The organism is Aeromonas sp. 600886 (assembly GCF_049174935.1).
GTDB lineage: Bacteria > Pseudomonadota > Gammaproteobacteria > Enterobacterales > Aeromonadaceae > Aeromonas > Aeromonas veronii_A.
Genome location: NZ_JAAKUB010000023.1, coordinates 46,293 through 69,496, shown reverse-complemented (window position 1 = coordinate 69,496; position 23,204 = coordinate 46,293). Strand labels below are relative to the sequence as shown.

Below are 23,204 nucleotides of genomic sequence, written 5' to 3'. Positions count from 1 at the left end.
ACCCATAACGGGGGTAATAAAAAAGCCGACCCTGAGGACGGCTTTTGCAATGTAGTGGCAAGATGCCGCTGATCAGAACTCGGCGGTACGCGGAGTACGCGGGAACGGGATCACGTCGCGGACGTTGCCCATGCCGGTCACGTAGACCACCAGACGCTCGAAGCCCAGACCGAAGCCGGAGTGCGGCACGGTCCCGAAGCGACGCAGGTCGCGGTACCACCAGTAATCTTCCTTGTTCAGGCCCATCTCGGCCAGACGGGCATCCAGCACGTCCAGACGCTCTTCACGCTGGGAACCACCGATGATCTCGCCGATGCCCGGTGCCAGTACGTCCATCGCGGCAACGGTCTTGCCGTCGTCGTTGAGGCGCATGTAGAAGGCCTTGATATCTTTCGGGTAGTTCTTCACCACCACCGGAGACTTGAAGTGCTCCTCGGCCAGATAGCGCTCGTGCTCGGAGGAGAGATCGATACCCCAGGAGACCGGGAACTCGAACTTCTTGCCGCAGTTTTGCAGCACTTCGATGGCGTCGGTGTAGTCGATCTGGGCGAAGTCGGAGGAGACGAAACGCTCCAGACGGCCGATGGCATCCTTGTCCACGTGCTGGGCGAAGAACTCCAGATCGTCGCGACGCTCGGTCAGTACGGCGTTGAAGACATACTTCAGCATGGCTTCGGCCAGTGCGGCGTTATCTTCCAGATCGTTGAAGGCCACTTCCGGCTCAACCATCCAGAACTCGGCCAGGTGGCGGCTGGTGTTGGAGTTTTCAGCGCGGAAGGTCGGGCCGAAGGTGTAGACCTTGGAGAGGGCGCAGGCATAGGTTTCGGCGTTCAGCTGGCCGGATACGGTCAGGAAAGCCTCTTTGCCGAAGAAATCTTCGTTGTAGTCCACCTTGCCGGCGTCGGTGCGCGGCAGGTTTTCCATGTCCAGAGTGGAGACGCGGAACATCTCGCCGGCACCTTCGGTGTCAGAGGCGGTGATGAGCGGGGTCGCAACCCAGAGGAAACCCTCTTCGTGGAAGAAGCGGTGGATGGCTTGCGCCAGGCAGTGACGAACGCGGGTCACGGCGCCAACGATGTTGGTGCGCGGGCGCAGGTGAGCCTGTTCACGCAGGTATTCGATGCTGTGGCGCTTGGCGGCCATCGGGTAGGTGTCCGGATCTTCGACCCAGCCGACTACCTTCACCTCGGTCGCCTGCAGTTCGAAAGCCTGGCCGCTGCCCTGAGAGGCGGCAACCACGCCGGTCACTTCCACGGAGCAGGCAGTGGTCAGACGCAGCACTTCATTCTCGTAATTGGCCAGGGTATTGGGGACAACTGCCTGTACCGGATGGAAACAGGAGCCATCAGAAATGGCCAAAAATGAGATCCCCGCCTTGGAATCACGGCGAGTCCGGATCCACCCTTTGACAGTTTGGGTGGTGCCGACCGGATACTTACCGGCCAGCACATCTACTACGGATGCGTGCGTCATCGAAATATTGTCTCCAGCTTGTTCTTGCAGCGCTATTTGCAACACTAGGGAGTCTGGCCCGGGCACAGATGGCCCACCATGGCAGACTAAGCCGTCAATCTTACCCGCGCGGGTTTGATAAACAAGCAAAAATGTCGGACTCTGGTGGGGTTTTCGGCATGGTTCACTCAACAAGAGTGTCACGGGCGCAGGAGAGGTGGGTGAAAGATCGGCGGCATGGGCCAGATTGGCTGACACGGGTGTTGCAGGGGCTGGTGATGCTCTGCTGGGGCGGCTTTATCGTGCTGCTCTCCCTTTACCACTATGCCCGGCCCGAAATTGCCTACGGTTTTCTGGTCTATGGCGGGATCGAGGTGCGCGATTATTGGGACCCGGCCCTTACCCCCTGGTTGGTCTACGGGCTCTGGAGCTGTTGCGCCCTGACGCTGGCGGTGTTGCTGCTGGAGCGCAAGCGCAGCCGCCGTCAGGATGACTCCCGGCATGTCAATCTGGCCATCCTGCTATTGGTGCTGATCGCCAGTCTGCTTTTCTACTACGTCGGTTAAGCGCCCGCCTCAGCGGGGCTGATCCGGCTCCTGCCTGCTGGCCTTGGTGCGCTTGCCGAGTTGGCGCTCCACGCTGTCGAGCATCTGGTTGTAGGCCACCGCCACGCGGCCAATCTCGTCGCCGTCATCCCCCTCCAGCCGATGACCGAAGTCGTGCAGGTCGGTGGCCTCTTCCATGGAGCGGGTCAACTGGTTGAGAGGGCGCACGATCCAGGTGCGGATGACCCAGAGGGTCAGCAGCAGTCCCATCCCGAAGATGCCGGTGAGAATGAGCGCCGAGGTGAGAATATTCTGCTCGACCCGGGTAAACAGCGAATCGAGGGAGTAGTCAAAGCGCACGGCCCCTAACACAGTGTTCTCCGGCACCAGATGACAGCTGGTGCAGTCGGTGCCGCGAAAATCCTTCTTGGCCAGCAGCGGTCGGGTCACTACCAGACGGCTGTGCATGCCGTTGTGCACCACCTCCAGACTCCCTTTGCCCGCCAGAGCCAGCTCATCAAACTCATCTTTTACCTGTTCTGTCTCCCGTCCTGGCCCGAACTGTTTGCTCACCGCGTCGCCACGTACGATGCGGGCATCCTCCACATGGGCGTGGTCGAGAAACTTGCCGCGCAGGGTATCGCGGGCATCCATCTTGCCGGTCAGCATCAGCATGTTGAGGCCATCAAAGTAGGCTTCGGTCTGCTCGCGGCTCTGCTCCTTGATGAGGGTCAGGATGAGATCGCGCTCGCGCACCGCCTGATAGGCTGCGGAGAAGACCAGTACCATGGAGAAGATGAAGAGCAGGAAAAAGTTGATTTTGGCAGCAATGGAGAGGCGCATGAGCAGTCTTTCTTGATGGTAAAACCGCAGCAGTTTACCCCTCTTGAGGCCTCAGGTCTGGTGTTTTGCTCACATTACGGCAAGTGAAACTGCACTGAAGTGGATAAAGTTGCCCTCTTTATATATCAAATGCCGGTAGTCAAACGGGCGGCTGCGATGGCCGCCCGCTGCATGCATTAAAACTCGCCTTCGGTGATGGCCTGACGGATGGCGCCGGTCAATACCCGCAACTCTTCAGGGGTAATGACGAAGGGGGGCATCAGGTAGACCAGCTTGCCAAAGGGGCGGATCAAGGCGCCCAGTTCGACAAACTTGCGCTGGATGCGCGCTACATCCACCCGCTCTTTCATCTCCACCACCCCGATGGCGCCGAGCACCCGCACATCCGCGACCGCCGGGTGCAGGGTCAGCTCTACCAGTTCTGTTCGCAGCTGATGCTCGATGGTGCGCACCCGCTCCTGCCAAGGTGAGGTCAGCAGCAACTCGATGGAGGCGTTGGCCACCGCGCAGGCGAGGGGATTGCCCATAAAGGTGGGGCCGTGCATAAAGACGCCGGCCTTGCCGTCACAGATGGTGCGGGCGACATGCTCGGTGGTCAGGGTCGCCGAGAGGGTGAGGTAGCCGCCGGTAAGCGCCTTGCCCAGACACATGATGTCGGGGCTGATCCCCGCCCAGTCGCAGGCAAACAGCTGGCCAGTGCGGCCAAAGCCGGTGGCAATCTCGTCGGCAATCAGCAGCACGCCGAACTCGTCGCACAGGGCACGCACCCACTGCAGGTAGCGGGGGTGATAGAAGCGCATGCCGCCAGCGCCCTGCACTATGGGTTCGAGTACGATGGCGGCGATCTCTTCGTGATGATCCGCCATGAGCGTCGCCAGCTCCACCACGCACTGTTCATCCCACTCGGCGTGGAAGCGGCAGCTGGGGGCTTCGACAAAATGGTGCTCCGGCAGGAATCCCTTGTAGAGCTCATGCATGCCGCCATCAGGATCGCAGACGCTCATGGCGCCAAAGGTGTCGCCGTGATAGCCGCTACGCAGGGCGACGAATTTGGCTCTGGGCGTCCCCTTGGCGTGCCAGTACTGCTGCGCCATCTTGAGCGCCACTTCCACTGCCACCGAGCCGGAATCGGCCAGAAATACCCGATCAAGCCCCTTCGGAGTGATCTCCACCAGTTTGCGGCAGAGTTCGACCGCCGGAGCGTGGGTGAGGCCGCCAAACATCACGTGGGACATCTTGCCGAGCTGGGCGGTGGCGGCGGCGTCCAACTCCGGCACCTGATAGCCGTGCACGCAAGCCCACCAGGAGCTCATGCCATCCACCAGTTCACGGCCGTCGCTGAGAGTGATCTTTACCCCTTTGGCGCTGGCCACTTCATAGCAGGGCAGGGGGTGAGTGAGGGAGGTATAGGGGTGCCAGATGTGGTGCAGGTCGAATTCTTGGTTGGTCATTTGTTGTTCTGTTGTCAATTGGTTTGATCTGGTCGGTGTTGACAGTCTACGCGTGCTCTCTACACTAGCCAACAATTTCAGCCACTTGGCACTGCGCATCACCTTGAGCGCGCGGGCCCGGCGGCGGGTTCTGTGGCCGTCCATCCCAAGATGGCGGGCGCAGGATCCCACTAATAACAACCGGAAGCCATGTATGAATGCTCTCACCGCGGGCGGTCACGCCCTTCGTCATGACTGGACCCTCGCCGAGGTTCAGGCCCTGTTTGCCCTGCCATTTAACGATCTGCTGTTTCAGGCCCAGACCGTCCACCGCGCCCACTTTGACCCGAACGAAGTGCAGGTGAGTACCCTGCTCTCCATCAAGACCGGCGCCTGCCCGGAAGATTGCAAATACTGCCCCCAGAGCGCCCGTTACCACACCGGGCTTGAGGCCGAGCGGCTGATGGAGGTGGAGAAGGTGCTGGAGCGGGCCCGCGAAGCGAAGGCCAACGGCTCGTCACGCTTTTGCATGGGGGCCGCCTGGCGCAACCCCAAAGAAAAAGACATGCCCTACATCATCCGGATGATTGAGGAGGTGCGCGGGCTGGGGATGGAGACCTGCATGACCTTGGGGATGCTCACCGCCGATCAGGCGGCGCGTCTTGGCGCTGCTGGGCTTGATTACTACAACCACAACCTCGATACATCGCCGGAGTTTTACGGCGAGATCATCTCCACCCGCACCTATCAGGACAGGCTCGATACCCTGGAGCATGTGCGCGGTGCCGGTATGAAGGTCTGCTCTGGCGGCATCGTCGGTATGGGTGAGCAGGCCAAAGACCGTGCGGGCCTCTTGATGGCGCTCGCCAACCTGCCGCGGCACCCGGAGAGTGTGCCCATCAACATGCTGGTCAAGGTGAAGGGGACGCCGCTGGAGAACGAGGAGAACCTCGATCCGTTCGAATTTATCCGCACCATCGCGGTGGCGCGGATCATGATGCCCGCCTCCCATGTGCGTCTCTCCGCCGGGCGGGAGAAGATGAATGAGCAGATGCAGGCCATGTGTTTTATGGCCGGGGCCAACTCCATCTTCTACGGCTGCAAACTGCTGACCACCCCCAACCCGGACGAAAACAGCGATATGCAGCTGTTCAAGCGGCTCGGCATTCGCCCCGCCCAGCGGGCCCAGAAGCCGGATCAGGTTCAAGAAGAGGAGCTGCTGGCCGAGGTGAGTCGCCAGAGCGAGCCCACCGAGATGTTTTATGACGCCACCCGCCCCCGTGCAGGGGCTACGCGGTCATGAACGGCCCTGCAGTAACGGGCCCCTTTGGGTTGGGCACGGCGCTGGCCGAGCGCGAGCAGGCGGGTCTGCTGCGCAACCGCATCGCGACCGACGGGGCGAGTGGCGGGCGGCTCAGGGTTGCAGGGCGCGAATACCTCAATTTTTCCGCCAACGACTATCTGGGGCTGGCAGAACACGGCGCCATCAAGGCTGCCTTCAACGCGGGGATGGGGCGCTATGGCGCGGGCTCCGGCGCCTCGCCGCTAGTGACCGGTTACAGTCGTGCCCACCAACAGCTTGAGGAGGCCCTGGCCGAGTGGCTCGGGGTGGAGGCGGTGCTGCTGTTCAACTGCGGCTTTTCTGCCAATCAGGCGGTGCTCAAAGCGCTGCTTGGCAAGGAGCATCTGCTGTGGCAGGACAAACTCAACCACGCCTCTTTGCAGGAGATGGGCAGCCAGCTCCCCTGCAAGATGAAGCGCTTTGCCCACAACGATATGGCGGCCCTTGAACGGCAGCTTGAGCCAAATCGCGGACTGATTGTTTCGGAAGGGGTGTTCAGCATGGACGGGGATCAGGCCCCCTGGGGTGAGCTCGCAATCCTCGCCGCCCGGAGCGGCAACTGGCTGATGATCGACGATGCCCACGGCCTCGGTGTGCTGGGGCCTGAGGGGCGCGGCACCCTGGCGGCGCAGGGAGTAAATCCTGCCAACGTGCATATCCAGATGGGCACCTTTGGCAAGGCGCTTGGCGTCGCTGGCGCCTTTGTCGGCGGCAGCCGCGAGCTGGTGGAGTATCTGGTCAACTTCGCTCGCCACTATGTCTACAGCACCCATATGCCCGCCGCGCAGGCTTGCGCGGTGAGCAAGAGCATCGAACTGGTGCGCGCGGCTGATGAGTCCCGCGCCCATCTTGGCCAGCTGATCGCTCGCTTCCGGCAAGGGGCAAAGGATCAGGGTTGGCAGCTTGGCGCGAGCGATACCCCGATCCAGCCGCTGCTGGTGGGGGAGAGCAGTGTTGCCCTGCAACTGGCAGAACGGCTGCGGGAACGCGGCGTCTGGGTGAGCGCCATCCGCCCGCCCACGGTGCCAGTCGGTACGGCCCGGCTGCGCATTACCCTGAGCGCGGCTCACCGCGAGCAGGATGTGGAGCGCCTGCTCGATGCCTTGGGGGTCTGCCCTGCAGTTACAACGCTTGGGGAGGCTCACTATGGCTGAGCGTTTTCAAACGGTCGACAAGGCGCAGCTTGCTCGCCGTTTTGGCGCCGCCGCTCGTCATTACGATGCCCATGCCCGCTTTCAGCAGGAGGTGGGTCAGGCGTTGCTGGAATGGATGCCGAGCAGGCCGGTTGGCACTGATCTGACGGTGAGCGGGCTGGATCTGGGCTGCGGTACCGGCTTTTTCTTGCCCCAACTGGCGAACCGTTGTCATCAGCTGGTGGGACTGGATCTTGCCCCCGGCATGCTGGCGCAGGCCGCCTTGCGTGACAGCGGTGCTCGCCTGCTCTGTGGCGATGCGGAGCAGCTTCCTTTCGCCGATAACACATTCGACTGGGTTTTCTCCAGTCTGGCGTTGCAGTGGTGCGAGCGTCCGGCCCAGGCTTTTGGCGAGCTGCTGCGGGTGGTCAAACCGGGCGGCCAGATCTTTTTCTCGACCCTGCTCGATGAGTCGCTCTGGCAGTTGCGAGCCGCCTGGCAGCAGCTTGATGGTCGCGCCCATGTCAATCGCTTCCTCAGCCTGCCACAATTGGAGCAGGCGCTGGCTAGCGCAGGGGTATCTGCTCCCGAGCTGCGCTGTATCACCTGGGATCTCGCCTATCTTGAATTGCCGCAGCTGTTGCGCGATCTCAAGGGGATCGGGGCCAATCAGGTCAACGACAATCAAGGGGGCGCCGCCCCGGCCGGTCTGAGCGGTCGCGCCAGATTGCAGCAGCTGGCTCAGGCATATGAAGCATTTCGCCAGCCCGATGGCAGGTTGGTCGCCAGTTATCGGGTGTGTCTCGGTCGCCTCAGCAAGCCTCGCTGAGCGTCGGGAATTGCAGTGTGTGCAGGGCAGTGAGCCACTCCCTGCCAAGGAGAGAACCATATGAAATCATTCTTTATCACCGGCACAGATACCGATGCGGGCAAGACGCTGGTGGCACGCACTCTGCTGCGCGAATTCAGCGCACAGGGGATCCGCTGTGCCGGCTACAAGCCTATCTCGGCAGGGTGTGCCCGAACACCCGATGGATTGCGCAACCTCGACGCTGTTCTGTTGCAGGAGGCGGCGAGTGTTCAGCTGCCTTATGAGGTGGTCAATCCCTTTGCCTATGAGCCGCCGATTGCGCCCCATATCGCTGCCAGCGAGGCGCGCCAGCCCATTACCATGCAGGGGCTGAGCGAGGGGCTGCGCAAGATTGAACAGGCAGGGGCCGAGCTTGCAGTAGTGGAAGGGGCGGGGGGCTGGTATCTGCCGCTGGATCGCAAGCATCTGCTGTCGGATTGGGTGAAGCAGGAGAACATGCCGGTGATTTTGGTGGTGGGGGCCAAACTGGGCTGTCTCAACCATGCACTGCTCACCTTTGCTGCCATTCGCAACGATCGGTTGCCAGTGGCGGGATGGGTTATTAATCGCCTTCACAGTGCCATGAGCCACTATCAGGAAAATCTGGACACCCTGAGGGGGATGTTACCGGCCCCGTTTCTGGGGGAAATTCCCTTTATAAACAATCCATTTGAGGCTGATTTGCAGGGGCGGCTTGATATCTCTCCGCTCTTGTGACGTCACATTCAGCGAACATTCATCGAGTCTCCCTAAAATTCATCCATAACATGGAGATAGGGAGGTCGAGTGATCTATCTCCGTGTCTTTAATTCTCACAAGGAGTCTATATGAAGCGAATTATGCTATTCCTGGTGACCAACCTGGCCGTCATGCTGGTGCTGGGGGTGGTACTCAATATCCTGTTCTCGGTTCTGGGGATCAACAAGTCCAGCATTTCCGGGCTGTTGATGTTCTGTGCCGTGTTCGGTTTTGGGGGTTCCTTTATCTCCTTGCTGATGTCCAAGTGGATGGCCAAGCGCAGCTATGGCGTCCAGGTCATCGAGCAACCTCGTAACGAGACCGAGCACTGGCTGGTGAGCACTGTTGCCCGTCAGGCCCGCGAAGCGGGTATCAAGATGCCGGAAGTGGGGATCTACGACTCTCCCGAGATGAACGCCTTTGCGACCGGTGCCCGCCGAGATGATTCGCTGGTGGCGGTCTCCTCCGGCCTGCTCTACAGCATGAGCCGTGACGAGGCGGAAGCGGTACTGGCCCACGAGGTGAGCCACGTTGCCAACGGTGACATGGTGACCCTGACCCTGATCCAGGGGGTGGTGAACACCTTCGTGATGTTCTTCGCCCGCATCGTGGCTGGCGTCATCAGCAACTTCTTCAGTTCCAACAACGAGGAAGAGAGCAGCAGCACCGGTGGTTTTGCCTACATGATCACCGTGTTTGTGCTGGAGATGTTGTTCGGCATTCTGGCCTCCATCATCGTCATGTGGTTCAGCCGTCAGCGCGAGTTCCGTGCCGATGCCGGTGCCGCCAAGCTGGCCGGTCGCGACAAGATGATTGCCGCCCTTGAGCGCCTCTCCCGCGGTGCCGAGCCGCAGCTGGAAGGCTCCATGATGGCTTTTGGCATCAACGGCAAGCGCTCCATGAGCGAGCTGTTCATGAGCCACCCGCCCATCGAGCAGCGTATCGCCGCCCTGCGTGGTTGATAGATACTGAATGACGGGGATACCCCGAATAAAAAACGGCTGCCTTCGGGCAGCCGTTTTGCTTTTCAGCGTTCTTTAAAGCTTGAAGTGTCCCATCTCCTGGCGCAGTACCCGTGACAGCTGCTTGAGCTTGGCCGCCTCTTGAGATACGTGACGGGCGGCATCCCCCGATTGCTCGGAGAGAGAGGTGATGTTGCCGACGGTAGAGACCACCTCGTTGGCGGCGGTGGACTGCTCGCGCAGGGTGTGGCTGATCTCCCCCATCAGGCCGGTGAGGTTGGAGGCGTGGCTCTGGATGCTGGCGATCGCCTCGCCGGTCTGGTTGGCCAGCGTGACACCGCGGGAGACGTTGTTGACCGTGTTCTCCATGCTGCGGATAGAGGCATCCGCCCCGCTCTGGATCTTGCTGATCATCCCGGTGATCTGCTGGGTCGAGGCCGCCGAGCGGCTGGCCAGATTGCGCACCTCGTCGGCCACCACCGCAAAGCCACGTCCCTGCTCACCGGCCCGCGCCGCCTCGATAGCCGCGTTGAGGGCCAGCAGGTTGGTCTGATCGGCGATGCCGCGGATAACGCCGATGATCTCCGAGATCTGCTGGGTATGGCTGTTGAGTTCTGCGATGGTGCTGGCTGCTTCACCGACCGTGGTGGAGATATTCTCGATGCTGCCAAGCGTCTCCTTGATGACCCCGGAGCCCTCCTCCAGCGTGTCGGCTGAGACCTTGCTGAGCTCGTCTGCATGGCTGGCATTGTCGGAGAGGTGGCTGATGCTCACCACCAGCTCTTCGATGGCGGCGGCCATGGTCTGGGTACTGGTTTGCTGATCGGTGGCGAACTGGGCGGTCTGCTCCGCTATCTGGGCGATGCTGTCGGCCGAATTGGACAACTCCTCGGTGGAGTGGGATACCTTGCCGATGATCCCCTTGAGGGTGCTCTGTGTGGTGCCAAGCAGGCCGATAAGACTCTCTTTCGAGCCTTGGGGCACCTTGATGGGGCGGGAGAAATCCCCTTCCGCCAGCAGATGGAGATCGGTCTTGAGCTGTTCGACCGAGGTGCCCACCAGATCGAGCAGGGAGCGATAGGTGCGCCAGAGGAAGAACATCAATACCAGGCCCAGAGCGATAAAAAGGTAGCGCAGCATGTCGGTATTGGCGGTGGCACTCTCGACCGCCTCCTGGTTGCGCCCCTCCATCATCACGTAGAAATCGTCGATGGGTGACATGATGCGACCCTTGTTCTGGTGATAGGCCTTGTCATGCATCATGGCGATGGCCTTCTGCTGGTTGGCGGCCAGATCACCGTCCGTCTGCTGCACCAGTTTGAAGGCAGCCACCTCGGTGTTGACCAGTGCATCCGAGTTGTTCTTGGCCTCGTTGAGCTTGGCGAGTTCAGCATCGGTGAAACCAGCATCCTTCATCAGATCGATCAGGCCGCGGCGAACATTGCTGTCGGGGCGAGGATTCTGGCCGTTGGCCGCGACAAAATCCCAATAGATACGGTTGTAGCCATCCGGTCTCGGCTGTTCGCCGTTGCGAATGGCCAGTATCCGCATGTACTGCTGCTCGTAGGCTGGATCCTTGGTGATGACGTAGGTGCGACCGAGTCGGGTCAGGTCATCGGAGGATTGGCGCAGCTCGTCGGCCAGCAGGTAGGAGAGATATTGTTGTCGATAACTCTCTTCCAGTTGTTTACCCGCCCAGCTGTAGGCGAAAAACACCAGTGACAGCAGGATCAGGGTGATCACGGAGAGCAAGAGGTTGAGTTGAAAGGCGGGTTTGTTCTGTTCCATGGTTTGAGCGTCCTTATTCTCACCGGGTAACCCCCTTGGTCAGACGGCAAAGGCCGCTACGTCGGAGGGGTTTTGTTGTTATTGCTGTGAGTATAGAAGTCATCGTCGGCATGGTTGCGCAGGCGGGGCGAGAAAGAGACGAGAATGGAGGAACCGCGGGTCGACAGGGGGGAAAAGGTCGGCCAGGATCGGGGCCCAGCCAGCCTTTTCGTGGCTCGATCACCTTATTTGATGACGATGTCTGTGAGCGGTACGGCGCAGCAGGTGAGGATTTTGCCCTCTGCCCGCTCGGCGGCACTGATGGCGGGGGCGTCGGGGTGATCCACCTCGCCCGAGATCAGCGTCTGTTTGCAACTGCCGCAGATCCCGGCGCGGCAGCTCCAGGGCAGCTCTACGCCTTGCTTGTTGGCCTGATCCAGCACAGTGCCCTGATTGTTGCCGGTAAAGGCTTGGGCGCCGATACGCAGTTGTACCGCCTGATGGGGGCGGGCCACCGAGAGAATGGCGCCGCCAAAACTCTCCTGTTTGATCCGTGCGGCCGGAACGCCGAGGGCCGCTACTTTCGACGCCGCGTCGGCCATAAAACCGTGGGGGCCGCAGATAAAGACCTCTTTTTCGGCCAACCCTTTGACCAGTCGCAGATGCTCATCATTGAGTCGCCCTTGCAGCCCCTGCCAGTGATTGCCCGGCTGGCTCAGGATAATGGTGAGGGTCATGCCCTGCTGCGCCATGGCATGCAGTTCGCTGGCGGCGGGAATGTCCGCTTCGCTGCGGCACAGGTGCATAAAGTGAACCTCTTCCAGCTCCCCGCGAAGGGCCAGGGTGCGGGCTATCGCCAGCATGGGGGTGACGCCGGAGCCTGCGGAGAGCAACAGGAGGTTGCGCTCGGCCCCTAAGTGAAACTCGCCAGCGGGGTTGGCGGCCAGCAGCCGATCACCCACCTGCAACTGCTGGTGCAGCCAGTGGGAGATGCGACCCCCCTCCACCTTTTTGACGCTGATGCTGTAACGCTCCGGGTGATCCGGCGTAGAGCTCAGGGTATAGCGGCGCTGGATCCGTTCATTTTTGATATCGAGGCTGATGGGCAGATGCTGGCCCGGCAGGTAGTCGGGCAGAGGCTCGCCATCGGCGGCTTCGAACCAGAAGGTCTCCAGATCCCGCGCCAGCGGTTCGCGGGCCACGCAGACCAGCTCCCGCTTCTTCGGAGCGGCGGCGGGATAGACCACCGGACGGGTGCGCTCCAGCACTTCTATCTCGCTGCCTGCCTCAATCCATCCCTCGTTCAGGGCGATCAGGTTCTGGCCGAAGTAGACCTCGCCATCCTCGCCACGGCGGTAGCGGGTAAGGGTGGCCAGCGGCTCTTTCAGGGCGTTGAAACGATCGGTGCCCGCTTCCACCGTGGTCATGATGCAGCGGCTGCAGGGCTTGACCACCTTGAATTCCACCTCGCCGATGCGGATACGCACCCAGCTGTCCTCCTCGAAGGGCTGGGTATTGCTTGCCACCAGATTGGTGCGGAACTGGCTCATCTGGTGCAGCGCATCGGAGCGCAGATTGAGATCCTCAAGGGAGGCCTGGCTTATCAGCAGCAGCGGATAACCGTCGGCAAAGCTGACCCGGGTGCCGGTCTTCTCGCGAAAGCGATCAGAGGTTTCACCCAGCCAGAGCAGCTGCACTGGTTCCCCTGCCACCCGGCTCAGCCACCCATCGGCTTTGGTGTCGGTGTGCAGGGCGGTAAAGCGGTCGCTCCAGACTCCGGTAGCTTGCGGGGTGCGGCTGAAGTCGACCTCTTGCAGGGTGAGGGGTTCAAAGCCCGGATAGCGCAGTTGCAAGCCTCCTTCGATGGGGGTGGCCACGACCTGTTGCAGCTGGGGATGGGTACGGGCGGTGATAAAGGTGCCGTCCGGTTTGACCACCATGTAGCGGCGATCCCCTGCCAGTCCCTCTTCGGTCACCCGGGCGCGAGCCAGCGGCATACCTGCAGTCGATTTGATGGGGTAGAGGTGAATGCTGTCTAGCCTGGGCATCTTCATATCCTTGTGACGCGGCGCGATCGCCTGGAAAAAGGGGAACATAACGGTTCCCCGACGATCCGGCAATCCTTTCAAGGGGGCGGTCTATAGTTGGGAAAACAGAACAAGAGGGCATCGGGATGAAAATAAGCTGGTTGCTGGCGGGGAGCCTTTTTTGCCACGGGCTCTGGGCGCAGGAGCTGACCCTGACCACGGGAGAGTATCCTCCTTACTGTTCCGAGACGCTCAAATATCAGGGGCTGATCCCTCATGTGGTGAGCGAGGCATTCAAGAGTGAAGGGGTGAGCGTCAAGTTCCAGTTTCTTCCCTGGAAACGGGCCTTTCGCTTGTCGGAGGAGGGAGTGGTGGATGGCACAGTCCACTGGTATGAGTCGAGCGAGCGGCGCAAAACCCATCTCTACAGCGATCCCATCCTGAGCGAAACCTACGTCTGGTTCTATCTCAAGTCAGATCCGCTGGAATGGCGTGGCTATCAGGATCTGGCGGATCGCAAGCTGGCTGCGGTCAGTGGCTATACCTACAATGCAGATTTTTTTGCAGCCATCGCACAGGTTCCGCTGCAGGTGCAGTTCGTCACCCGGCTGCGCCAGAGCTTTGATCTGCTGCTCTCCGGCCGCGCCGACCTGACCCTGGAGAACATAGATGTCGGCTACTACTCCCTGCGTCAGTTCTACCCGGCCAGCACGGTCGATCTCTTTGCAACCCATTCAAAACCCGTGATGAAAGTTGAAGGTCACCTGTTGATCAGCCGCAAGCGTGCCAACGCTGACGAGCTGATCAAAACCTTCAATCGGGGCCTCGCCAAACTGAAAGCCAGCGGTCAGCTGGAGAAGATGTTACTTGAGTCACGTTCTGGTCTCTATGAACCATAAAGTGCAACATTTTTTGATCCTGATTCGCTAATCAGTACAAAAAAGCGGCCATTATCGACTCAGTTCCCAGTTTCTAACGCTTTCGCTTCTTCCCCATCCGGCCACCGTCCGCCTCGGCTACACGGTATCAAGCGCCATCGGGTGGGGCCTGTCACACAAAAAGAAGAAAGCAATGTATGAGCAAACAACTGGACATGACCCCATTGCCGGATCTCTCCCTGAAAACGGGAACAGGCCCGGTGCGTACCCGGCTACCCGTTTGGCGGCCGGCCCTGCCACCCTGCAATCACGCCTGCCCGGCCGGAGAAAATATCCAAGCCTGGCTCTCTTTAGCGCAGGCCGGCCGTTTTGAGGCGGCCTGGCAGACCCTGATCGAAGAGAACCCCTTGCCCGCCATTCATGGCCGGGTCTGCTATCACCCCTGCGAGAGTGCCTGCAACCGCGGGCAGGTGGATGAATCCGTCTCCATCCATGCCATCGAGCGCTTCCTCGGCGACGAGGCGCTGGCCCGTGGTTGGCTGCCTGCGCCACCGGCCCCAGCCAGCGGCAAGAAGGTGCTGGTGATCGGTGCCGGTCCCTCCGGCCTCTCCTGCGCCTGGCACCTCAACCGGCTTGGCCATCAGGTGGAGATCCGCGAAGCGGGGCCGCTTGCCGGCGGCATGCTGCGTTTTGGCATTCCCGCTTACCGCTTGCCCCGCGACGTGCTGGATCGGGAGGTGGCCCGCATCGTGGCGGCTGGTGTCACCCTGACCCTCAACCACAAGGTGGAGGATGTGCTGCGCGAGCGCGACGAGGGGGGCTTTGACGCCATTTTTATGGCCATCGGCGCCCATCTGGCCAAGCGGGTCGATATTCCGGCCCGGGAAGCGGGAAAAATCCTCGATGCGGTGAGTTTCCTCGAGCAGGCCAGTCTTGCCGAAGAGAAAGGACTGCCACCGCCAAAACTGGGACGGCGGGTTGCCATCTACGGCGGCGGCAACACCGCCATGGATGCGGCCCGTACCGCTCGTCGCCTCGGGGTGGAAGAGGCGATGATCATCTACCGCCGCGACCGGGACCATATGCCGGCCCACGCCTTTGAAGCCGATGAGGCCGAGGAGGAGGGGATCAAGATCAACTGGCTGCGCAGCATCCGCCAGCTCGACAACACCAATATCGAGGTGGAGGTGATGGCGCTGGATGCAGAGGGCAAGCCGGTACCCACCGGCAAGTTTGAAACCCTCGAAGCGGATTCCCTTATTCTGGCGCTCGGTCAGGAGGTCGACCTCTCGGTGCTGGAGAGCATCCCCGGCGTGCGGGTCAACAAGGAGGGGGTGGTGCAGGTGGCGGGCAATCTGATGACAGATGTCGCCGGGCTGTTTGCCGGCGGCGATATGGTGCCCTCCGAGCGCACTGTTACCATCGCCACCGGTCATGGCAAGAAGGCGGCGCGCCACATGGATGCCTGGCTGCGTGGTCGCCACTATCAGAAGATGCTCTCCTACCCGCTGGTGGGGCCGGAGCAGTTGCAGCTCTGGTTCCAGACCCACGCGCCCGCCAGCAATCAGCCGGTCAAACCGGCGTGGGCGCGGGACGACTTTGGCGAGATCATCGGTGGGCTGGATGAGGTGGCCGCCCGTTACGAGGCGGCGCGTTGCTACTCCTGCGGCAACTGCTTCGAGTGCGACGGCTGCTACGGCAGCTGCCCCGAGCAGGCCATCGAGAAGCTGGGGCCGGGCAAGGGCTATCAGGTGGATGCCGAGCGCTGCACCGGCTGCGGCGCCTGCCACGACCAGTGTCCTTGTCACGCCATCGAGTTGCGCCAACCACAGGAGTCCCAATGAAACATGAACTGATCATGGTCGACGGCAACGAAGCCGCGGCCCGGGTGGCGTACCAGCTGAGTGAAGTGTGTGCCATCTATCCCATTACCCCGAGCTCGACCATGGCCGAACTGGCCGACGCCTGGGCGGCGGAGGGGCAGACCAACCTGTGGGGCAACATTCCCACTGTGGTGGAGATGCAGAGTGAAGGGGGGGCGGCCGGTACGGTACACGGCGCCCTGCAGGCGGGGGCGCTCGCCACCACCTTCACCGCCAGTCAGGGACTGATGCTGATGCTGCCCAACATGTACAAGATCGCCGGTGAATTGACCTCGGCGGTGTTCCATGTGGCGGCCAGATCGCTCGCGGCGCAGGGGCTGTCGATTTTTGGCGACCATCAGGACGTGATGGCGGCGCGCAGCACCGGCTTTGCCATGCTTGCCTCCGGCTCGGTGCAGGAGGCGCAGGACTTGGCCTTGGTTGCCCACAGCGTCACCCTGCAGTGCCGGGTGCCTTTCATCCACTTCTTCGACGGCTTTCGCACCTCCCACGAGGTGAACAAGATCACCGCCCTGCATCGGGATGAAATTCGCGCCCTTATCGACAACGACTGGGTGCGCGCCCACCGCGCGCGGGCCCTCAACCCGGATCATCCGGTGATGCGTGGCACCGCCCAGAACCCGGATACCTATTTCCAGTCCCGCGAGAGCGTCAACCCCTTCTACGAAGCGGTGCCGGCACGGGTGCAGCAATGCATGGACAATCTCGGCGAGCTGACCGGCCGCCACTACCGCCTGGTGGAGTACCACGGCGCGCCTGATGCCACCGATGTGATCGTGCTGATGGGCTCGGGGGCGGCTACCGCCCGCACCACAGTGGATTGGCTCAACCAACAGGATCGCAAGACCGGGGTACTGGTCATTCGCCTCTATCGCCCCTTCCCGGTACAGGCGCTGCTCGATGCGCTGCCGCAGAGCGTGCGGCGCATGGCGGTGCTGGATCGCACCAAGGAGCCGGGCGCCGGTGGCGAGCCGCTGCTGCTGGATGTGCAGAGCGCGCTGATCGATGGCTTGCAGCGCGGCCTTATCAAGCGGCTGCCGTGGCTCAGTGGCGGTCGCTACGGCCTCTCTTCCAAAGAGTTCACCCCCGCCATGTGCGCGGCGGTGTTCGAGGAGCTGGCATCCGATGCGCCGCGTCCGCGCTTTACCGTGGGGATAGTGGACGACGTGTCGGGCCTCAGTCTGGCCTGGCACCCCATCGGTGATCTTGAGCCCGCCAGTCGGGTGCGGGCGCTCTTTTTCGGCCTCGGTGCCGACGGCACCGTGGGCGCCAACAAGAACAGCATCAAGATCATCGGTGAGCTGGAGGGGTTCCACGCCCAGGGCTACTTCGTCTACGACTCCAAGAAGTCGGGCTCGCGCACCGTCTCCCACCTGCGCTTTGGCCCCGAGCCCATCGACGCCCCCTGGCTTATCGAGCAGGCGAGCTTTATCGGTTGCCACCAGTGGGGCTTTGTCGAGTCGGTGGATCTGCTGGAACATGCCGCGGAAGGGGCGACCCTGCTGCTTAATGCCCCCCATGAGGCGGACAAGGTGTGGGACCAGCTGCCCGAGCGGCTGCGTGCCCGTATTCGCGCTCTCGATATTCGCCTCTACTGCATCGACGGCGATCGGGTGGCCGAGCAAAACGGCATGGGCAATCGCATCAACACCATTATGCAGACCTGCTTCTTCGCGCTGGCTGGTATCTTGCCGCGGGATGAGGCCATTGCGCTGATCAAGGAGAGCATCGAGAAGAGTTATGCCCGCAAGGGGCCCGAGGTGGTGGCGCGCAACTTCGCCGCGGTGGATGACACCCTGGCTCACTTGAGCAAGGTGGCGATCCCGGCCGGTGACGAGCAGATCAGCGACTATCCGCTGCCACTGGCACCGGGGGGCAGCGAGTTTGTCCAGCGGGTCACCGGCGAGATGCTGGCTGGGCGCGGTGACCTGATCCCTGTCTCCATGCTGCCGGTGGATGGCACTTACCCCACCGCCACCAGCCGCTTCGAGAAGCGGGATATCGCCCGCGAGATCCCGATCTGGCACTCCGATATCTGCATCCAGTGCGGCAACTGCGTCTTTGTCTGCCCCCACGCGGCGCTGCGGGCCAAGTTCTACCATCAGGACTGGCTGGCGACCGCCCCCGAGGCAGCGCAGTCGGTGCCCGTCACCGCCAAGGGCTTCCCCGACAGCCGCTACACCTTGCAACTCTATCCGGAGGATTGCACCGGCTGCGGTCAGTGCGTGCAGGCCTGTCCGGTACGGGCCGGGGCCGATGAGGAACACGAGGGCGAGCGGGCCATCACCATGATGGACAAGGCGCCCCATCTGGCTGGCCAGAAACAGGCGCTGCGCTGGTTCGAGAGCCTGCCGTGGCCTGCTCGAGAGCGGGTGGACTTCTCCACCGTGCGCGGTGCTCAGTTCCTCGAACCCCTGTTCGAGTTCTCCGGCGCCTGCGCTGGTTGTGGCGAGACCCCCTATCTCAAGCTGCTGACCCAGCTGTTTGGCGATCGCATGCTGGTGGCCAACGCCACCGGTTGCTCCTCCATCTATGGCGGCAACCTGCCGACCACCCCGTGGGCCAAGAACGGCGAAGGGAAGGGGCCGGCCTGGTCCAACTCCCTGTTTGAGGACAACGCCGAGTTTGGCTTTGGTTTTCGTCTCACCGCCGATCAGCATCACGGGCAGGCGGTGGCGGCCTTGCAGGCGATGAAGGGAGAGCTGGGCGCAGAGCTGGTCGATACCCTGATTAGCGCCCCGCAACGGCTGGAGTCGGAGATCCGCGCCCAGCGCACCCGGGTTGCGCAAGTGCGCGAGCGGCTGGAGGAGGTAAAATCCGGCAAGGCTCGCGAGCTGCTGTCACTCATCGATCAGCTGGTGCGCCGTTCGGTCTGGATCATCGGCGGTGATGGCTGGGCCTATGACATCGGCTCGGCGGGGCTCGATCATGTGCTCGCCTCCGGGCGCGATGTGAACGTGCTGGTGATGGATACCGAGGTCTACTCCAACACCGGCGGCCAGATGTCGAAATCGACCCCGCTCGGCGCCGTCGCCAAGTTCGCGGCGGGAGGCAAGACGCTGGCCAAGAAGGATGTGGCGCTGCAAGCCATCTCCTATGGCAACGTCTATGTTGCCCGTATCGCCTTTGGTGCCAATCCGCAGCAGGCGCTGCAAGCCTTGCGTGAGGCGGAGGCCTATCCGGGGCCGTCGCTTATCATCGCCTACAGCCACTGTATCGCCCACGGCATCGATATGGAGTTTGGCCTGACCCAGCAAAAACGGGCCGTGGCCTCCGGTCACTGGCCGTTGATGCGCTACAACCCGGTATTGCGCAGATCGGGGCAGAACCCTTTCAGCCTCGACAGCCTGCGCCCCTCCATCCCCCTCGCTGAATATCGGCAGGAGGAGACCCGTTATCGGGTGCTGGCCCAGAGCCATCCGGAGGAGGCCGAGCGGCTGATGCAGGTGGCGCAACAAGTGGCGTGGCAGAAGTGGGCCACCTACGAGGAAATGGCCACCCGCGAGGCTAGCCATTTCCATCCGCCGGTGTGAGGATTGGGTTAAATCTGCATAAAACGAAGCGGGCCACTGGCCCGCTTATTGTCTCGGGAGACTATTGGATGTCACTCCTCACTATCTGATAGCAACTACAGGCGTTGTGTTGGTGAAATCAAAAATGATGTGTTGATATGTTAGAGGAAGCTGGGCAGGATATATGCGGAAAAAACAGACCATTACATTAATTCTTTAACTTAAAACCGGAAAGCTTAACATTATCACGCAAGGTAAAAATGGAACATTTATTAGAAGATAAGAATATATCATTGGCACATGACGTGATATTACCCAATGGGCAGTTGGCTGAAGGGGGAAGTAAGATTACGGTTCTATCCTCTCAAGGTTGCTTTAATGGCTACAATATGCGAGTTCCACCTCCAGAGTTCGAAGCTCTTATGTTTTTCAATTCTCTTGATGCGGCTGTAAAAGCAGAAATATTAAAGAAAGGTATTAAAGTACAAAAGTCAAATTTTGACAAATTGCCTGAAGTGGACTCTTCGGGAGAAAATATGAAATTATTTTTCGCAATGTGTCAGCAAGCAATGGCAGCTATCACATTTTCAATCGGAGCTATAGAATCATGGGTTAACAAGTCATTTATTTTATACGGAACAGAAAATGGCAAGGTTTCACAACTGAAACTAGAGCGACCTGGCAAGCCGGATAGAATTATTGCAGCTGACAAAATTGCATCTGATCCATCAATACCTATTAGGCCGAAAATTTTCCAACTCGCTCCACAGATCTTCAATGTCCAGCCTCTTAAAACTCATAGCACTTTAAGAAATGCTGTTGCCGATATTGTAGATGAGAGAAATATTGTAATGCATATGCAATCTAGCTTGTCCATAAATAATATGGAGTTAGATAGGGTTAGTTATGCCGTAAAACTATACAAGATTAGTGCTTTAAATGGGCCGGAGCAGGTTTTAAAATACTTAAACTATATCTATCAAAATTCGGCAATATCTTCACCGTCTTGGTTGGAAATTGCAAATAATGAATTAAAGGTGGTTAGGAAAAAGCTTAAGTCATTATAAAAATATCACGGTTGCACTTAGATAACTTAGCAGTTTTTATTGTTAAGCGGCTTTGATGGAATGATTGGCCTGTAAATGTATGTTTTGTCGGTTCTATTTTATTTTACGTTATGTGTTTTTACATTGCAGTTTCATTCTCAGAGGTGCCATATATTCCGTCAGTATTTCGTACCTATTGTGTTTTTCTTTTTATGTAACGGCAGGTAAGCTGCGGGGCACATAGCGTCAAGCAGGAGAAGGGACGATGACAGAGCAACATATCGCCGGGACGATCGGCATTCTGGGAGCGGGGTGGCTCGGGCTGCCGCTGGCGCGGGCCCTGCTGGCGGCAGGCAAGCAGGTGGCGGTGACGGTCAGCAGCCCCGAGAAGGCGGCCCGTTTGCAGGGGGAGGGGATCAACGCCTATCCGCTGACCATCTCTGCCAACATGGGCTCTGCCGAGATGCCCATCGCTGATCAAAAAGCGCCGTGGCCCATCCCCTGCGAATCGCTGGTTATCTGCGTACCGCCGAGCAAGACCGATGACTACCCGCAGGCGGTGGCCAAGGCCTGCGCATTGGCCAAGGCGAGTGGCACCCGGCGGGTACTGTTTGTCAGCGCCACTTCGGTGTGGGGCGCAGGGCAGCAGGAGGGGGAACAGCCCAAACCCCGCCATGCCCGTGGCGAGCGGATGCTGGCGGCGGAGCAGGCGGTGCTGGCGGCCGGTTTCGAGGCGGTGATGATAGTGCGCCCCTCCGGCCTTTATGGCCCGGATCGCCATCCCGGCCGTTTCCTCGCAGGTAAGACCTTGGATGGCGGCGCCCAGTCGGTCAATCTGGTTCATCTGGATGATGTGGTGGCGGCCTGCATCTTGCTGCTGGAGCGGGGCAAGGATGGGGATGTTTTCAACCTGAGCGCGCCGGTGCATCCGCGCCGCGAGCAGTTCTACCCCTTTGCGGCGCGTCAGCAGGGGCTGCCAGTTCCGGTCTTTATCGAGCCTGCCGGTGAATTTCAGCCCATCGACGGTCAGCTGATTTGCCAGCAGATGGGATTCAACTATCGCTGGCCCGATCCGGCCCACTGGTTTGCCGAGCTGGCCGCCTCGGGCAATTGAGGTTTGCCAAGGGGGTGATCGCCCCCTATCATGCCGCCATCCATGAGAGAGAGGCGGTAATGATGGTAGATACAAAACGTCACCCCGATGGGGAGTTGTTGCTGAGAACCCTGGCAATGCCAGCCGATACCAACCCCAATGGCGACATCTTTGGTGGCTGGATCATGTCCCAGATGGATATAGGTGGGGGCATTATGGCCAAGGAGCTGGCAAAAGGACGTATTTGTACCGTATCCGTCGAAGGCATGACCTTTCACAGTCCGGTCAAGGTGGGCGATGTGGTCTGCTGCTACGGCCGCTGCATGAAGATCGGCCGCAGCTCCATGAAGCTCAAGCTGGAGGTGTGGGTCAAGCCGGTACTGCGGGAGAACGATGCCCAGCGTTACTGTGTGACCGAGGGGATCTTCACCTATGTCGCCATCGACGAACAGGGCAAATCCCGCCCGGTTCCGGTGAGTGCCTGATTAAATCAGCCGGGCATTGATGATGGATATTTCCTGCTCAAGCCCGGTTTTTTGCCGTATCATGCGTTCCAGCATCTCTTCCGAGCCCACATATTGCAGGGTGTCGAACAGGCAGAGATCGCATTGAGGGTCTCGTCTTATCTGATAGACGGTGGACAGCTCCACTTGATGACAATTTCCTTGTTGATCATAAAACGTCACGTTGTACCGAAGTTCTTTCGCCATGAGACAAGGTCCTTCTGGTTGGGTGGAACAGGGACTATCAGCTTAGTCGGCGTGGATGACGTTTGTGATGGTCGCAACAAAAAGCAAAGGCGGGCGGTTGTTAGCCAATGAAAAATAGTTATCGCATTCTTGGCACCTCCCTGCTGACCCTGGGGTTGGTAGGCTGTTTTGAGGTGCCGGATCAGAACCATCTGGTCACTGCTCAAGGGATTGTGCCGGGACTCGACTGCCAGCGTCCGCCGCTGGTAGCGTTGGCGACCACGGCGCTGCCTCGTGAATTCGGGGTGACGGTGTGGAATCTCTACAAGGGCCAGCGCAAAAACTGGCGCGAAGGGATGGACAGTTATGCCAAGGGGCAGGATCTGGTGCTGCTGCAAGAGTCGGCCACCCGTCCCGATATGCTCGACTGGCTGCGCGCCGGTGATTTCCAGTGGCAACAGCTGCAAGCCTTCACCCAGGGCGGCGTGTCGTTCGGGGTAATGACGGTGGCCAAGACCCCGCAGGCGTTCGTCTGTGGCGTGCGCTCCCCCGAGCCTTTGCTGCGCATCCCCAAATCCGGGCTGGTGAGCCTCTATCCGCTGCAGGGCGATCCTGACGGCGTTATGGTCATCAATATCCATGCGGTCAATTTCGAGCTGGGGATGGCTACCTTCCGCGAGCAGCTCAACGATTTGACTGCCTTGGTGCGCCGCCATCAGGGGCCGGTGATCCTGGCCGGTGATTTCAATACCTGGAGCGACAAGCGCCAGTTCTGGCTGAATAAATTGGTGGACGAGCTGGGTCTGCAAGAGGCCGTGCCGGTGCCTGACCTGCGCCGTACCGCCTTCGGTCGCCCACTGGATCATCTCTACTACCGCAATCTGGATCTGGTCGAGGTGAGTTCACCGGCCACCGACAGCTCGGATCACAACCCCATCATTGCGCGCTTTGCCGCCCAGTCGGTGACCCCCTGATCGGGGATGATGTGCGCGTGTTGCCCATAAAAAAATCCGG

At 60.3% G+C, this 23,204-nt stretch carries 19 protein-coding genes; 13 read left to right on the top strand and 6 right to left on the bottom strand.

Features of this window, described 5'->3' with window-relative positions; all coding sequences use genetic code 11:
- Positions 1 to 72 precede the first annotated feature (72 nt).
- Entirely contained in the window at positions 73 to 1,473 is a 1,401-nt protein-coding gene (gene asnS, locus G5179_RS16710; RefSeq protein ID WP_005337914.1) for an asparagine--tRNA ligase, read from the bottom strand.
- 200 nt (positions 1,474 to 1,673) lie between these two features.
- Here asnS and G5179_RS16705 point away from each other — a divergent pair, with 200 nt between their 5' ends.
- Positions 1,674 to 2,018 (top strand): hypothetical protein, encoded by a 345-nt coding sequence (locus tag G5179_RS16705; protein WP_005359354.1) that lies wholly within the window; start codon positions 1,674 to 1,676, stop codon positions 2,016 to 2,018.
- A gap of 9 nt (positions 2,019 to 2,027) precedes the next feature.
- Here the strand turns inward: G5179_RS16705 and G5179_RS16700 are convergent, their stop codons facing one another.
- Positions 2,028 to 2,840, bottom strand: coding sequence for a HAMP domain-containing protein (locus G5179_RS16700; protein WP_005350472.1), 813 nt, complete (start codon positions 2,838 to 2,840; stop codon positions 2,028 to 2,030).
- A 176-nt stretch (positions 2,841 to 3,016) separates the two neighbouring features.
- On the bottom strand, positions 3,017 to 4,291 hold the full coding sequence (bioA, locus tag G5179_RS16695; RefSeq protein WP_421258754.1) for an adenosylmethionine--8-amino-7-oxononanoate transaminase: 1,275 nt from the start codon (positions 4,289 to 4,291) through the stop codon (positions 3,017 to 3,019).
- 193 nt (positions 4,292 to 4,484) lie between these two features.
- Between bioA and bioB the strand changes: the two genes are divergently transcribed.
- The 5 genes from bioB to htpX all read left to right on the top strand — a co-directional run bounded on the left by bioB (position 4,485) and on the right by htpX (position 9,295).
- Positions 4,485 to 5,573 carry a biotin synthase BioB gene (gene bioB, locus G5179_RS16690; protein WP_368167375.1) on the top strand — a complete coding sequence of 363 codons (1,089 nt, stop codon included), beginning with the start codon at positions 4,485 to 4,487 and terminating at the stop codon, positions 5,571 to 5,573.
- Positions 5,570 to 6,766 carry an 8-amino-7-oxononanoate synthase gene (gene bioF, locus G5179_RS16685; RefSeq protein WP_421258753.1) on the top strand — a complete coding sequence of 399 codons (1,197 nt, stop codon included), beginning with the start codon at positions 5,570 to 5,572 and terminating at the stop codon, positions 6,764 to 6,766. The genes bioB and bioF overlap by 4 nt, the downstream gene beginning before the upstream one ends.
- Positions 6,759 to 7,574 (top strand): malonyl-ACP O-methyltransferase BioC, encoded by an 816-nt coding sequence (gene bioC / locus G5179_RS16680; protein ID WP_266134428.1) that lies wholly within the window; start codon positions 6,759 to 6,761, stop codon positions 7,572 to 7,574. Before bioF ends, bioC begins: the two co-directional genes overlap by 8 nt.
- Before the next feature lie 60 nt (positions 7,575 to 7,634).
- Positions 7,635 to 8,312, top strand: coding sequence for a dethiobiotin synthase (bioD, locus tag G5179_RS16675; protein WP_227340888.1), 678 nt, complete (start codon positions 7,635 to 7,637; stop codon positions 8,310 to 8,312).
- A gap of 110 nt (positions 8,313 to 8,422) precedes the next feature.
- Positions 8,423 to 9,295 (top strand): protease HtpX, encoded by an 873-nt coding sequence (gene htpX, locus G5179_RS16670; RefSeq protein ID WP_069527876.1) that lies wholly within the window; start codon positions 8,423 to 8,425, stop codon positions 9,293 to 9,295.
- 75 nt (positions 9,296 to 9,370) lie between these two features.
- On the opposite strand, the gene G5179_RS16665 is transcribed toward htpX, so the two are convergent.
- Together G5179_RS16665 and G5179_RS16660 are read right to left on the bottom strand one after the other, a co-directional pair.
- Positions 9,371 to 11,083 carry a methyl-accepting chemotaxis protein gene (locus G5179_RS16665; RefSeq protein WP_216954189.1) on the bottom strand — a complete coding sequence of 571 codons (1,713 nt, stop codon included), beginning with the start codon at positions 11,081 to 11,083 and terminating at the stop codon, positions 9,371 to 9,373.
- A 224-nt stretch (positions 11,084 to 11,307) separates the two neighbouring features.
- On the bottom strand, positions 11,308 to 13,158 hold the full coding sequence (locus tag G5179_RS16660) for an MOSC N-terminal beta barrel domain-containing protein (RefSeq protein ID WP_216979121.1): 1,851 nt from the start codon (positions 13,156 to 13,158) through the stop codon (positions 11,308 to 11,310).
- 77 nt (positions 13,159 to 13,235) lie between these two features.
- Between G5179_RS16660 and G5179_RS16655 the strand changes: the two genes are divergently transcribed.
- The 6 genes from G5179_RS16655 (at position 13,236) to yciA (ending at position 21,986) form a co-directional block, all read left to right on the top strand.
- Positions 13,236 to 13,988, top strand: a complete 753-nt coding sequence (locus tag G5179_RS16655) for a substrate-binding periplasmic protein (protein ID WP_005337880.1) — start codon at positions 13,236 to 13,238, stop codon at positions 13,986 to 13,988.
- Between the two features lie 176 nt (positions 13,989 to 14,164).
- Complete coding sequence (locus tag G5179_RS16650) at positions 14,165 to 15,811, top strand: NAD(P)-binding protein (protein ID WP_216979120.1); 1,647 nt, start codon at positions 14,165 to 14,167, stop codon at positions 15,809 to 15,811.
- Entirely contained in the window at positions 15,808 to 19,383 is a 3,576-nt protein-coding gene (gene nifJ, locus G5179_RS16645; protein ID WP_421258752.1) for a pyruvate:ferredoxin (flavodoxin) oxidoreductase, read from the top strand. The genes G5179_RS16650 and nifJ overlap by 4 nt, the downstream gene beginning before the upstream one ends.
- A 239-nt stretch (positions 19,384 to 19,622) precedes the next feature.
- Positions 19,623 to 20,429, top strand: coding sequence for a hypothetical protein (locus G5179_RS16640; protein ID WP_421244623.1), 807 nt, complete (start codon positions 19,623 to 19,625; stop codon positions 20,427 to 20,429).
- 244 nt (positions 20,430 to 20,673) lie between these two features.
- Positions 20,674 to 21,522: an NAD-dependent epimerase/dehydratase family protein gene (locus tag G5179_RS16635; protein WP_421258751.1), complete on the top strand. Its 849-nt coding sequence runs from the start codon at positions 20,674 to 20,676 to the stop codon at positions 21,520 to 21,522.
- A 59-nt stretch (positions 21,523 to 21,581) separates the two neighbouring features.
- The gene (gene yciA / locus G5179_RS16630) at positions 21,582 to 21,986 is read left to right on the top strand and encodes an acyl-CoA thioester hydrolase YciA (RefSeq protein WP_005337875.1); all 405 of its coding nucleotides are present in this window, start codon (positions 21,582 to 21,584) and stop codon (positions 21,984 to 21,986) included.
- On the opposite strand, the gene G5179_RS16625 is transcribed toward yciA, so the two are convergent.
- Entirely contained in the window at positions 21,987 to 22,211 is a 225-nt protein-coding gene (locus tag G5179_RS16625; RefSeq protein WP_005344394.1) for a hypothetical protein, read from the bottom strand.
- Positions 22,212 to 22,318: 107 nt separating this feature from the next.
- Here G5179_RS16625 and G5179_RS16620 point away from each other — a divergent pair, with 107 nt between their 5' ends.
- On the top strand, positions 22,319 to 23,164 hold the full coding sequence (locus G5179_RS16620) for an endonuclease/exonuclease/phosphatase family protein (protein WP_005337873.1): 846 nt from the start codon (positions 22,319 to 22,321) through the stop codon (positions 23,162 to 23,164).
- The last annotated feature ends 40 nt before the right edge of the window (positions 23,165 to 23,204 follow it).